Source organism: Pantoea sp. X-Soil-TKNS-1279 (assembly GCF_059730565.1).
Genome location: NZ_AP035948.1, coordinates 1,871,600 through 1,884,537, shown reverse-complemented (window position 1 = coordinate 1,884,537; position 12,938 = coordinate 1,871,600). Strand labels below are relative to the sequence as shown.

11 protein-coding genes are annotated in these 12,938 nt (G+C 53.0%); 2 read left to right on the top strand and 9 right to left on the bottom strand.

Annotated elements, in window-relative coordinates; all coding sequences use genetic code 11:
• Positions 1-47: 47 nt before the first annotated feature.
• The 9 genes from AC6I8N_RS08935 to otsB all read right to left on the bottom strand — a co-directional run bounded on the left by AC6I8N_RS08935 (position 48) and on the right by otsB (position 10,632).
• Positions 48-1,715 carry a methyl-accepting chemotaxis protein gene (locus tag AC6I8N_RS08935; protein WP_497830534.1) on the bottom strand — a complete coding sequence of 556 codons (1,668 nt, stop codon included), beginning with the start codon at positions 1,713-1,715 and terminating at the stop codon, positions 48-50.
• A gap of 167 nt (positions 1,716-1,882) precedes the next feature.
• The gene (cheW, locus tag AC6I8N_RS08930; protein ID WP_036627437.1) at positions 1,883-2,380 is read right to left on the bottom strand and encodes a chemotaxis protein CheW; all 498 of its coding nucleotides are present in this window, start codon (positions 2,378-2,380) and stop codon (positions 1,883-1,885) included.
• A 23-nt stretch (positions 2,381-2,403) separates the two neighbouring features.
• Entirely contained in the window at positions 2,404-4,389 is a 1,986-nt protein-coding gene (gene cheA, locus AC6I8N_RS08925; RefSeq protein ID WP_497830675.1) for a chemotaxis protein CheA, read from the bottom strand.
• 10 nt (positions 4,390-4,399) lie between these two features.
• Positions 4,400-5,428: a flagellar motor protein MotB gene (motB, locus tag AC6I8N_RS08920; protein ID WP_021185715.1), complete on the bottom strand. Its 1,029-nt coding sequence runs from the start codon at positions 5,426-5,428 to the stop codon at positions 4,400-4,402.
• Positions 5,425-6,312 carry a flagellar motor stator protein MotA gene (motA, locus tag AC6I8N_RS08915; protein WP_208725300.1) on the bottom strand — a complete coding sequence of 296 codons (888 nt, stop codon included), beginning with the start codon at positions 6,310-6,312 and terminating at the stop codon, positions 5,425-5,427. Before motA ends, motB begins: the two co-directional genes overlap by 4 nt.
• 132 nt (positions 6,313-6,444) lie before the next feature.
• On the bottom strand, positions 6,445-7,023 hold the full coding sequence (gene flhC, locus AC6I8N_RS08910; protein ID WP_013508777.1) for a flagellar transcriptional regulator FlhC: 579 nt from the start codon (positions 7,021-7,023) through the stop codon (positions 6,445-6,447).
• Complete coding sequence (gene flhD, locus AC6I8N_RS08905) at positions 7,023-7,373, bottom strand: flagellar transcriptional regulator FlhD (RefSeq protein ID WP_013508776.1); 351 nt, start codon at positions 7,371-7,373, stop codon at positions 7,023-7,025. The genes flhC and flhD overlap by 1 nt, the downstream gene beginning before the upstream one ends.
• Positions 7,374-8,410: 1,037 nt before the next feature.
• Complete coding sequence (gene otsA / locus AC6I8N_RS08900; protein ID WP_021185714.1) at positions 8,411-9,847, bottom strand: alpha,alpha-trehalose-phosphate synthase; 1,437 nt, start codon at positions 9,845-9,847, stop codon at positions 8,411-8,413.
• On the bottom strand, positions 9,844-10,632 hold the full coding sequence (gene otsB, locus AC6I8N_RS08895) for a trehalose-phosphatase (RefSeq protein ID WP_497830533.1): 789 nt from the start codon (positions 10,630-10,632) through the stop codon (positions 9,844-9,846). Before otsB ends, otsA begins: the two co-directional genes overlap by 4 nt.
• Positions 10,633-11,037: 405 nt before the next feature.
• Between otsB and AC6I8N_RS08890 the strand changes: the two genes are divergently transcribed.
• Both AC6I8N_RS08890 and umuD read left to right on the top strand, forming a co-directional pair.
• A complete protein-coding gene (locus AC6I8N_RS08890) occupies positions 11,038-12,384 on the top strand; it encodes a glycoside hydrolase family 28 protein (RefSeq protein ID WP_497830532.1) in 1,347 nt (448 codons plus the stop codon).
• A 135-nt stretch (positions 12,385-12,519) separates the two neighbouring features.
• The gene (umuD, locus tag AC6I8N_RS08885; protein WP_036627429.1) at positions 12,520-12,930 is read left to right on the top strand and encodes a translesion error-prone DNA polymerase V autoproteolytic subunit; all 411 of its coding nucleotides are present in this window, start codon (positions 12,520-12,522) and stop codon (positions 12,928-12,930) included.
• The last annotated feature ends 8 nt before the right edge of the window (positions 12,931-12,938 follow it).

Sequence of the window (12,938 nt, the reverse complement as noted above, 5' to 3'; positions counted from 1 at the left end):
GCGATAAATCGCGTCGCTACGTATATGCCTGTCAGTCAGTGCGAGGGTTAGAACGTTTCCCAGTTGCTGTCGCTGACTGGCGCAGTTACCGCTTTACGCGGTGTATCCAGCAGCTTCGGTGCAATCTGCGGGTGACGCGTCACGGCGGCAACGGCCTGCGCACGCGGGATTTTAAACACCGATACCGACTGGCTTAAGCGACTCGCCTGCTCCTCCAGCGACGCCGCCGCCGCCGCCGACTCCTCCACCAGCGAGGCGTTCTGCTGCGTTACACGGTCCATCTCGGTCACCGCCTGGCCGACCTGGTCGATACCCCGGCTCTGCTCGTCTGACGCCGACGCAATCTCGCCCATGATGTCCGTCACGCGCGTCACCGCATTGACGATATCGCTCATGGTTTCCCCGGCGGTGCCTACCAGCGTGGAACCGGTATTGACGCGATTGACCGAGTCCTCAATCAGTCCCTTGATCTCCTTCGCCGCCTGGGCGCTACGCTGGGCCAGACTGCGCACTTCACCGGCCACCACGGCAAAACCACGACCCTGTTCTCCGGCACGCGCGGCTTCCACCGCCGCGTTCAGGGCCAGGATGTTGGTCTGGAAGGCGATACCGTCAATCACGCTAATAATATCGGCGATCTTCTTCGAACTGCCGGCGATATCCTGCATGGTGCGTACCACACCATCCACCACCGTGCCGCCTTTCTGCGCGGTTTCTGAGGCGCTGAGTGCGAGCTGCGAAGCCTGACGCGCATTCTCGGCATTCTGTTTCACCGTGGCGGTCAGCTGCTCCATACTGGCGGCGGTCTGCTCCAGCGAGGCTGCCTGTTCTTCAGTGCGCGCCGACAGATCGTTGTTGCCAGCAGAAATCTCGCTGGCACCGGTAAAGATGGCGTCGGAGCCGTCGCGCACGTTGCTGACGGTACGCACCAGCGACTGCTGCATTTCATGCAGGTTACTCGCCAGTTGGCTCATTTCATTGCGCCCCTCAATGGCGATGGTTTGCGTGAGGTCACCCTGCGCGATGTGCTGAATATGACGAATGTTGCTGTTAAGCGGGTTGATCAGCACCTTACGCAGACCAAACCAGCACAGCACAATCACTGCCACCACCACCGCCATCACAATGCCAAGCAGCCACATCATGCGCGTATAGGCAGAGATATTCGCTTCCACACCGGCTTCAGTCAGGCGATCCTGATCGGCACGCCACTGCGTGTAATCCTTCAGGAAGGCGCTCTGGGTAGGTGCCACCGGCAGCTTACCGGCTTTTTCAAAATCGTTGGCCTGCAACGCATCCTGCATCTGACTCAATGCACTGGCGTAAGCGCTAAACGTCTCATCCAGATGTTTATTGAGCTGTGCATCCTGCCCTGGGGTATCCGGGGTGTTCTTGAACAGCTGATAGTTTGCTGTCGCGTTATCCTGAAAGCCTTTGCTTTGGTCATACAGCGAGGTCAAATCGGCGGTTTCGCCCGACAGTTTGCTGTTAGCAACACGTAACATAATGCGTGTCAGCAGCACCCGACTCTGGTTGAGGCTCATATAAGCATCATTGATTGCAGCGATGTTTTTGCTCGCCAGCTGCGCGACGTTAAAACTGGTTTTGTCATCACTCAATGCTTTAAAAAACAGCGACCCTGAAGCCAACTGCAAAAAGCCAAAGATCAACAACACCAGCAATAAGCTGGTGACAACACGGATTTTCGTAAACATACATTGCCCTGAAAAGTGAAAAAAATGCAGTGAAGTTATCGGCGTGGCAGGGATGAAATTGAGATCAGATGGTGAAGAAAATGCAAAAATAATGTTGATTTATAAGGGATTATTTCTACAGGAAATGATAACGGGCCGGGCGAGCCGACCCGTTAATTAGTCAGGTCTTATGCGCTGCGCAGAGTATCGACCAGCGCCATCTCTTCGCTGCTCAGCAGCTTCTCGATATCCACCAGAATCAGCATGCGTTCACCCAACGCGCCGAGGCCCGTCAGATACTCAGTCGACATGGTCACGGCGAATTCCGGTGCCGGACGGATTTGATCCTGCGTCAGGGACAGCACATCAGAAACACCGTCCACCACGATACCCACCACGCGATGCTCAAGATTCAGCACAATCACCACGGTGTTCTCGTTGTAATCCACATCTGGCTGCGAAAACTTCACGCGCAGATCGATAATCGGCACAATCACGCCGCGCAGGTTGGTCACGCCTTTGATAAATTCCGGCGTGTTCGCGATACGCGTTACCTGATCGTAGCCACGAATTTCCTGCACTTTCAGGATATCGATACCGTACTCTTCATCTCCCAGCGTGAAGACTAAGAACTCCTGGCCCACGGTTTCGCCAGCGATTTTCGTCACGGTTGCCATTCCAGTCATTGTATTTACCTTTTCGTTATCGATTACGCTGCGGCACCGGCCACACGTTTTTCACGGTTCAGCGATTGCAGGGCTGAGACATCCACAATCAACGCCACGCTACCATCGCCAAGGATGGTGGCGGCGGAGATGCCCGGCACTTTGCGGTAGTTGCTTTCGAGGTTTTTCACCACCACCTGATGCTGACCAATCAGCTGATCAACCAACAGGGCATAGCGACGGCCTGCGCTTTGCAGGATCACCACAATCCCCTGCGTAGCATCGGTCTTGGCGTGCTGCACATCGAACACATTCCACAGTTCCACCAGCGGCAGATACTCACCACGCACTTCCAGCACGCGTTCGCCACCGGCCAGCGGTTTCAGTTCTTCGGCACGCGGTTGCAGTGATTCCATCACCGCGTTGAGTGGCAGGATAAACACTTCATCGGCAACACGTACTGACATCCCATCCAGAATAGCCAGCGTCAACGGCAGCAGAATGCGGATGGTGGTGCCTTTGCCCTGCTTCGAGGCGATTTCGACGTGACCGCCCATTTCCTGAATATTTCGCTTCACCACATCCATGCCAACACCACGGCCCGACACGTCGGTTACCTGTTCAGCGGTGGAGAAGCCAGGTGCGAAGATCAACATACCGACTTCTTCGTCGCTCATGCTTTCACTGACCGGCAGGCCAGAGGACATCGCTTTCGCCAGAATACGTTCACGGTTGAGGCCCGCACCGTCATCGACCACTTCAATACAGATGTTGCCGCCCTGATGTTCCGCAGACAGCGTCAAATTACCGACACCGCTTTTGCCGGCAGCCAGACGTTTTTCCGGTGATTCAATACCGTGGTCGAGGCTGTTACGCACCAGGTGAGTTAACGGATCGATAATGCGTTCGATCAGGCTCTTATCCAGTTCGGTCGAGCTGCCGAGCAGCGTCAGTTCCACCTCTTTACCCAGCTTGCTGGCAAGGTCGCGCACCAGACGCGGGAAGCGGCTGAAGACATACTCCATCGGCATCATACGGATCGACATCACCGATTCCTGGAGGTCGCGCGCATTGCGTTCCAACTGCCCCATGCTGTTCAGCAGATCACCATGTGCCACCGGGTCCAGTTCGCCGGAACGCTGTGCCAGCATCGACTGGGTAATCACCAGTTCACCCACCAGGTTGATCAACTGATCAACTTTCTCTACCGCAACGCGGATACTGCTGGATTCGCTGGCTTTGGCCGGTGCGGCTGCGCGTTTGGTTTCGCGCTTCGCCGGAGTAATATCGGTTACGGTGGCAGTGGGTGCCGGTTCAGCCGCAACCACTGGCGCAGGTGACGGAGCGGCTTCAGGCGCAGCGGCACCTTCCGGGAAGCGAATCTGTGCTTCTTCAATCACAAAGCACAGCACCGCGACGATGTCATCTTTACCCACGCCGTCGATAGTGGCTTCCAGTGTGTTGGCACCTTTTACCACGTCACTTAACGTACCGAGATTGCCCAGTTCTTCCAGCAACAAATCGGGTTCTTTTTCTTTCAGGTCAACCAGTTGCAGACGCAGTCCCGCAGCGCCGGTGGCCGGTGCCGCAGGCACCTCGTTTACCACCACGGCAGCAGCGGCCGGTGCGGCTGGCGCTACCCCTTTGGCTTCCAGCGCCAGCTGACGCAGGGCTTCGCAGATGTAGTTAAAGCTTTCTGCGTTCGGTTCCTGCGCGGTTTTATAGGCATCGAGCTGTTCCTGCATAATATCTTTGGTTTCCAAAAACAGGTTGATGATGTCGGTGCTGAGCGCCATTTCGCCACGACGCGCACCATCCAGAATGTTTTCCAGGATGTGAGTGGTTTCCTGTAAAACGGTAAAGCCGAACGTACCGGCTCCGCCCTTAATCGAGTGGGCAGCGCGGAAGATAGCATTCAACTGTTCGGAATCTGGCTCCTGGGGATCCAGTCCCAACAGGTGTTGCTCCATGTCCGCTAACAGCTCATCGGCCTCATCAAAAAACGTCTGGTAAAAATCGCTGATGTCCATGCTCACGGGATCACCTCGGCTGTGAGGAGTGGTCAGTAGTCACCGCACTTGCACCCGGATTGGCCGGAGCAGCTGGCGTCGTCGAAGCAGCCGGCGCTGCCGGTGTCGTTGAAGCCGCTGGTGCTGTCGGCGCAGCCGGAACTGCGGGCGCGGTAATATCGGGAATTATCTGTGCCGGGTCGCTAACCTGGACGGCATCGCTCTCGGCGTTCTCTTTTTCAATTGCTGCTTCAGTGTCATGGTTCAACACCAGCAGGCTAATGCGGCGGTTAACAGCATCATCACCCCCGCGGTTTTTCAGTTTCATGGTGTCCGCCATACCGACGATGCGCAGCATTTTGCCGGCATCAAGCCCCCCCATCACCAACTCGCGACGTGAGGCGTTGGCACGGTCTGCCGACAGTTCCCAGTTGCTGTAACCACGATCGCCATTGGCATACTGGAAGTCATCGGTGTGCCCCGCCAGGCTGATTTTGTTGGGGATAGCATTCAACAACGGCGCAATGGCACGCAGGATATCGCGCATATAAGGCTCAACCTCGGCGCTGCCGGTTTTAAACATCGGTCGGTTCTGGCTATCGATGATCTGGATACGCAACCCCTCTTCCACCATATTGATGATCAAATGGGGGCGCAGCGCTTTCAGACGCGGATCGGCTTCAATCAGCTGGTCGAGTTTTTCACGCAGACGGTTCAGACGGATATCATCCAGCTGACGTTTCTGTGCATCCATATCGACCGCTTTCTTGACCTCACCCTGCTTTTTGGTCGGATCATCACCGCCACCAGGAATGGGGCTGTCGCTGTCGCTGCTGCGCTGTCCACCGGTTAACGCCACTTTCAACGGTGTTCTGAAGTATTCCGCAATCTGTATCAGCTGCTGCGGGTTCGCGATCGAGAGCAGCCACATCACCATAAAGAACGCCATCATCGCCGTCATAAAGTCGGCATAGGCGATCTTCCATGAGCCATGACCTCCTTCATGCCTTTTATGTTTGCGCCGTTTGATCAGCACAATGGGGCGATTGCCATGCTTCATGAGGCTTCATCCGAGGTCTGTTTAGCCGGGTTTTTCGCGTTGCGTACGTGTTCTTCCAACTCCTGGAACGACGGACGTTCTGTGGAGTACAGGGTTTTACGCCCAAACTCCACCGCGATCTGCGGGGCGTAACCGTTGAGACTGGAGAGCAAGGTCACTTTAATGCACTGCATCATCTTGGTGGATTCAGCGCATTTCTGACGTAACAGTGAGGCCAGCGGCGAAATAAAGCCGTAAGCCAGCAGGATGCCAAGGAAGGTCCCCACCATCGCATGTGCCACTAACGCACCCAGTTCTGCTGCCGGACGGTCCGCCGATGCCAGTGCGTGCACCACGCCCATTACCGCTGCCACGATACCAAAGGCGGGTAAGCCGTCACCGACCGCGGATAAACTTTGCGCTGGCACTTCACACTCGTGCTCATAGGTCTCAATTTCTTCGTCCATCAACGCTTCGATTTCGAAGGCGTTCATATTTCCGCTTACCATCAAACGCAAATAATCGGTAATAAAATCCACTAACTGTTTATCGGCCAGAATACGCGGATAGTTAGCAAAAATTTCACTCTGACTGGGATCTTCAATATCGCGCTCGAGAGATAACATCCCCTGCTGACGGGACTTCGCCATCAGGCGATACAGCAGAGCCATTAAATCCATGTATACGGCTTTGTTATATTTCGAGCCGCGCATTAACAAGGGAAATGCTTTTAAGGTCTTTTTAATTGCCTTGCCATTGTTACCGACCAAAAAAGCACCAACGGCAGCGCCGCCAATTATCAGCAACTCCGATGGCTGATAAAGCGCGCCCAGATGGCCGCCAACCAACAAGTAGCCGCCTAACACGGACCCGAGGACCACGATATAACCCAGAATAATCAGCACAAAAAAATCCTTACGTCCGTAACGTGTTGGTGGAAGTTAAGCCAGAGAGCCGCAGGTGTTATTCACAAACGTAGCGCAAAAAAAAAGCAGCGGATTAACCGCTGCTGGATGGCTTCCACGATGCGAACAAACTTAAACGGCGTGTTTAACCTGTTCATCCAGCAGTTGTGGAAAGGTATCGGCAGAATCTGCAGAAAGTTTACGTCTTTTTACCGCGCGTGATGGCGGCTGGCACAGGCTGCACACAAAGCTGCCTGCTGGCTGATGTGCGTGGTTAATAAAGCTACCGTTGCAGCATTTACAATCGGAGAGTTCCAGCATGCCACTTTCCACAAATCGTACCAGCGTCCAGGCGCGCGTCAGCGCCAGCAGCGGGCCATCATCAGATTGTGGACACTGCTCAAGATAGAGACGGTACGCTTTGATTACCGCTTCCACACCGTTGCTCAACCCGGTTTTTAACAGGAACTGCCAGGCGTTACAGAACATGGAAGCATGGATATTCTGTTCCCAGGTCATGAACCAGTCAGTGGAGAACGGCAACATCCCTTTTGGCGGTGGGCTGCCGCGCAGTTCTTTGTACAACTTAATCAGGCGACCGCGGCTCAGCTGCGTTTCACTTTCCAGCATTTGCAGTCGCGCGCCCAGCGTAATCAACTCCATGGCGAGTTGAATGTCGCGCGCTTCCTGAACAATACTTTTTTCGCTCATTATACCGCCCTCTTTTTCGTGCCAACGTCGTCTTTGGACGCGTTACGCAGTAAACGGCTGGATAATAAAATACCGGTGTGGATTTGTTGTAAATCATCCACGCGCGATTCTTGTGTCAGGCGATTAATAATGTTGTGGTCAGTGAAGCGGAACTGGCAAACCAGTTGATTGGTTTCCGCTAATTTTACCATCTCAGGTAGAGTTAATTGTGACAATGCATCGGCCATCGACTCATCGATACCCAAACGAAACATTGCTGAAGCTTTTTCCTGGTTAATTAAACGCTGAGCAAGTAACAAATATGACAAGTTGATGTCATAGATATGTTTTAGTAATTCTGATGTACCCATTTTTTCCATCCTGATAGACGCGACATATATACGGCCACAGAAAGAATATCTCTATGGTTCGGGTTGCTGGTTGGTAAATCTAAAGATGGCAAAAAATATTCAGGCATAGCCAAACGTGTACTGAACTGTTTCACTTCCCACCGGGACACTGATCAGTAGTAGTCATAACTCCAGGCCAATCTTTTCTTGAGTTGTAACCATCTTCCGTGACGTCTGCTTACAGTTTTTTAAGACTATTCTGAAAACAAGGCAAATCTATATCGTCTGATTTCGACATACAACGTGATAAGGGTGAAATTTTAGATAAAGTGTGATCTACGTCACACTTTTAAGGCAAATTTTTTCTCCAACCCTTCAGCTTTGCTTTTCTGTTGCTCATTTTTTAATCAAAAATGCATTATTTCGCTAATATTTCCCTGTCGTTTCGCTTACAAATCGCCATCTGGCATATCAACAGCCTTAAGCGATCTTTTATCTGCCTCATTGCGATTAGATCGCTGTAACACACCACCTTTAAAATAACATGCAGCATAATATGCTAAATTAAGTCGAAATTATTCGCTTTCAAATTAATCACTTACAGGGAATATTGCGCAAAGTCATAAACGGCGTGCCGCAAGCGTTATGTGAATAGTCTGCGCGGAGCGCCAACATAGCGTTAACGGTTCGTAGGGAGTGTTTAGTGAACGACAGTGGATGTAACAATGCGTTACATTAGGGATATGAATGAATCGTTGCGCTTAGGCATTGATGTACCAAAACTATCGGCAGCGGGATGAAGATCTTTAGGATTGCATCGAGAAAAAAAGCGTTTTTACACCTGATTGTTGCTTTTTTGAGCGAAAATAACGGAATTGCCTGATATATCGTATATTCGCGGCTTAACGAAAAAGCGTCGATTACGGGGCGTAATAATGAGTGAGGAAAGCGAATGTAAACGCTGCCAGTGTAGCGGTGCGATTTATGGTGTAGGTCTGTGTGCCTGTTGCCCTCACCCCAGCCCTCTCCCGCAAGACGGGAGAGGGTGTAGTGTGGAATCAGGCCAGTTTCGGAAAGGTTGCGACTTTCTGCGCGGTACCGTGATCTGCGCTGCGTTCCGGCAGGGTGTTTAAATCCGCCAGGAAACGCTCACGCCAGTGTGAGATATCGTGTTGCCGCAATACCGCCATCATGTCGTTATAACGCGATATACGCTCAGTACGTGGCATGGTCAGCGCCCGGTCCAGCGCGGCGGCGACTTCATCGCGGTCATAAGGGTTGACGATTAAGGCTGACGTCAGCTCGTTAGCCGCGCCGGCAAAGCGCGACAGAATCAGTACACCAGGGTCATCCGGGTCCTGCGCCGCTACGTACTCCTTCGCCACCAGATTCATGCCATCACGTAACGGCGTGATCAGCCCTACGTCCGTCAGGCGGAAAATCTTCATTAACAGGCGGCGATCAAAATGCTGGTTGAGGTAATAAAGCGGCGTCCAGCCCAGCGTGCCATATTTCCCGTTGATACGTCCGGCTTCGGTTTCCAGCTGATGACGAATGTCCTGATAAGCCTGCACCTCACCGCGTGAGGTTGGCGCGATCTGCGAATAACGGATGTTGCCGCGATGCTGTGGGTAATGCTCCAGCAACGCTTCATAGGCCAGAAAACGCTCTGGCAGGCCCTTGGAGTAATCCAGTCGCTCACAGGCGATGATGTTCTGCACATCCCCCAGCTCCCGCTTCATCGCCGCCATTTTCGGTGGCAACGGCCCCTCAGCCATCTCTTTAATGCTGTCAGGCTCGATACCAATCGGGTAGACCTCGGTCATAAACGTATTGCCGAACGCCCGATGTTTCTTCTCACCTTTATTCTGTAGCTGCGTCAACTGGCTCAGGCTATCGAGAAAGGCCACGCGATCGGATTCTGTCTGGAAACCCAACAAGTCGTAGTCGCACAGCATCTCCAGCAGCGCCTGATGGGGTGGCAGCGCATTGAAGATTTCCGGCGTCGGGAACGGGATATGCAGAAAGAATCCGATACGGTTGTTAATACCCTGTTTGCGCAACTCGGCGGCAAAGGGCAGCAAATGATAATCGTGAATCCATAAAATATCGTCTGCACGTAACAGCGGTTTCAGGCGATCCGCCAACAGGGTATTGACGCGGCAATAGCCCTCCCAGGCTTCGCGCTGAAACTGCACCAGATCGAGGCGATAATGGAAAGCTGGCCAGATAACGGTGTTGGAGAACTGGCAGTAATAAAGATCATAATCATTCTGATTCAGCGGCATCGCAGCATAGGTGATGCCGTCAACCTCGCTGACACTCACCTCATCCTCTTCTTCACCGGAAATCTCGCTGATCTCGCCGTTCCAGCCAAACCATAATCCTCCGGTGGTTTTCAGCGCATCCAGTAAACCCACGGCGAGGCCGCCTGCACTGGCTTTGGTCCCATCAGGAATGGCAATACGGTTAGATACGACTACTAAGCGACTCATAACCTTGACTCCTTACCGACGTTGTCATGCTTTGATTGTAATAGTAATTGTTCCAGCCAGCTCCAGACCGCATCCACACTGCTGAGGCGGTAGCGCGCATAGCTGGAACCTTCTCCGACCTTGACTGAGATACCGCCCAGGGCGTTAACCGCCAGGAAGCCTTGTTCATCTGTCAGGTCGTCTCCCACAAATACCGGAATGCGTCCGGCAAAAGGCGCTTCTCGCATAAATTCACGGATCGCCGCGCCTTTATCGATGCCCTGCGGTTTCAGTTCCACCACGCATTTTCCCGGTTGCAGCGCCAGCCCCGGAAAACGGACGACAGCATCCTGCGCCAGCTTGATAACCGCCTGTTCATATGTCATCGCCTGGCGATAATGCAGCGCAAACGCCATCCCTTTGGCTTCCAGCTGAGTGCCGGGCCATTGATCCAGCGTTTCCTGCAATTCCCGTTGCAGCGTTTGCGCAACATCGGCGGGCAGTGAGTGACGATGTATACGGCCACTGGCATCACGGCGTTCAGCCCCGTGTACGCCTGCCGCTGAGGCTTCCAGCGGCGCAACCAGTTCATCCAGTTGCGCAATCGGTCGACCAGACACCAGCGCCAGCGCGCCGTGATTAAGATTGGAGAGTTGTTGCAGATGCTGGCGCACCGATGCAGGTATCGCCACCATCTCGGGCTGCGGTTGAATCGTCGCCAGCGTGCCATCAACATCAAAAAAGAAGGCAAAAAGCCCGCCGCTCAACGACGGTAGGGTGCTGATCTCATGTACCGCTGGGGTCACGTCACTCCTCCTGTACGAATGGCTGATAGCAATATCGATGTTCGGAGGCGGGTTGCGTGCAGGATAAGATACGTATAACGGGGAGGGTTTGCCGGCTGGATGGTATTTCGATGGGTAACGCTCCACAAATTAACAAGTTTATAGTCAACACCGTAACCAGACTGCGAACATCAATGCGGTTAAGTGTAGACGCGAATAAGGATTTTGCCAGCCACCGTGGCCGGATAATGGCAATGGCAAATAACCTCGCGCAATATTTGCTTGCATTTGCCCGGAATAAATACATCGAAAAAACAAATACTCAAGAAAACGCGGCCCCACTACGCGGCTTTCTTCTACTCCGCTTTTGTCGGCAACGCTACATTGATGGGCTGTGCTTAATTTCTATGGATTGACGTCAATATCATGAAGAAAACAACGTTCGGTTTTGCTTTAGTCGCCGTAAGCCTTACTCCCTTGTGCGCCGCTGCCGCGCCCTTTCTTTGCTCCCCCGCTGATTTCGGTGGCAAGGGCGATGGCGTAACGCTGAATACCAAGGCCATTCAACAAGCGATTGATCTGTGTGCGCAAAAAGGCGGAGGTAAAGTCACACTGGGGTCAGGGGTGTGGCTTTCAGGTCCGATCGCGTTAAAAAGCAACGTGAGATTAGTGATTCCCAACGGCGTTACCCTGAAAGCCACCCCCGATACTCGCCAGTTCGTGGATGCCTTTCTTGGCAGGCCCACACAGCCGAATGAGGCATTCATCCTCGCCAATGGTGTCAGTCATGTGGCGATTGAGGGTGGCGGGACCATTGATGGCAACGGTGCGCAAGCCTGGTGGCCAGCCGCGATCGATTTGCGCAATACCGTCAGGTCCGGCCATCCGGAGGCTTTTACAGCAAAATATAAAGGGATACCTTTGGCAAATGGCATGCCCAGGCCCTGGCTGGTGGAAATGAATAATGTGTCATCCTCAGAGATTCATCATATCCGGCTGACCAACTCCCCCATGTGGAACCTGGTACTCAGAAATAGCCATCAGCTGAACATTGATCAACTGACCGTCGACAACCCCATCACCTCACCGAATACCGATGGTATCGATATCGTTTCTTCTACAGACATCCGGATAAAACACGCCGACATCAGTACCGGTGATGATCATATCGCCATCAAATCAGGTATCACCGTGGGCAGCGGAGGAAAATCTGAAAATATCACTGTTCAGGATTCCGTGATGAGACAAGGACATGGGATATCACTGGGTAGCGAGACGATCAACGGTATCGGCAATGTGGTGGTTTCACATGTGAGATTTATCGGCGCAGAAAATGGGCTGCGCGTGAAATCAGGTCGCGATCGCGGCAACAAGATTGGGCCATTCCTGGTTGACCATGTGACGATGACAAATGTTGCCACACCGCTGCTGGTTACCGACAGTTACTCCGGTCAGGCCGGTGCGGCAGGTCATTCACTGGTTGCCCCTATCACGCCAGCGCCGGTGACGGCCACCACGCCTTTTATCTCAGGTATCACCGTCAATCATCTGGCGGCGACCGGTGCCAAATACGCCATGATATTGAGCGGATTGCCGGAAGCACCGATCACCGATGTCAATCTGCACCATATTGCCATCACCGCTGAATACGGGGTGCAGGCCAGATACGTCACCGCAAGGCTGGATCATGTGTCTGTTAGCGCAAATAAAGGAAAAACGCTGGCTGAGGGACCGGCGGTGACATTACACCGGGAAAACTCATCAATTAATTGATATCTATGGGTTTTACAAAATAATGGTGGGATAACGTATTGCGATCTCAGAATTGACTGATAATAATACTGTATATACGTACAGTTTTATCATTGAGAATTCGCCATGAAAGTTCATCCCTTCTCTCCTCTCTTGATGCGTCCGATGCCCGGTGCACCGCCGCATCAATTGCCACTCTTTCTTGAGCGAGTCCACTGCGGTTTCCCCTCCCCGGCGGCAGATTACGTCGAGCGCAGACTGGATCTGAACAAGCATCTGGTCGCCCATCCCAACGCCACCTATTTTGTCCGGGTGGAAGGGGATTCCATGCGCGACGCGAATATCAGTGAAGGGGATTTACTGGTGGTCGACAGTGCGCTGGATGCGAAACATGGCGATATTGTGGTGGCGGCCATTAACGGCGAGTTTACGGTTAAACGGTTACAACAGTTTCCGCGTGTGCAACTGCTCGCCATGAACCCACGCTACGCGCCGATTACCCCGGCAGAAGATGAACAACTGGAGATCTTTGGCGTGGTGACTTTTATTATTTATGCGGCACGTTGAGTGAAAAC

Coding starts and splice junctions, on each gene's coding strand:
- AC6I8N_RS08935 (WP_497830534.1), bottom strand. CDS start 1,715: ATGTTTACGAAAATCCGTGTTGTCACCAGCTTATTGCTGGTGTTGTTG.
- cheW (WP_036627437.1), bottom strand. CDS start 2,380: ATGACTGGAATGGCAACCGTGACGAAAATCGCTGGCGAAACCGTGGGC.
- cheA (WP_497830675.1), bottom strand. CDS start 4,389: ATGGACATCAGCGATTTTTACCAGACGTTTTTTGATGAGGCCGATGAG.
- motB (WP_021185715.1), bottom strand. CDS start 5,428: ATGAAGCATGGCAATCGCCCCATTGTGCTGATCAAACGGCGCAAACAT.
- flhC (WP_013508777.1), bottom strand. CDS start 7,023: ATGAGCGAAAAAAGTATTGTTCAGGAAGCGCGCGACATTCAACTCGCC.
- flhD (WP_013508776.1), bottom strand. CDS start 7,373: ATGGGTACATCAGAATTACTAAAACATATCTATGACATCAACTTGTCA.
- otsA (WP_021185714.1), bottom strand. CDS start 9,847: ATGAGTCGCTTAGTAGTCGTATCTAACCGTATTGCCATTCCTGATGGG.
- AC6I8N_RS08890 (WP_497830532.1), top strand. CDS start 11,038: ATGAAGAAAACAACGTTCGGTTTTGCTTTAGTCGCCGTAAGCCTTACT.
- umuD (WP_036627429.1), top strand. CDS start 12,520: ATGCGTCCGATGCCCGGTGCACCGCCGCATCAATTGCCACTCTTTCTT.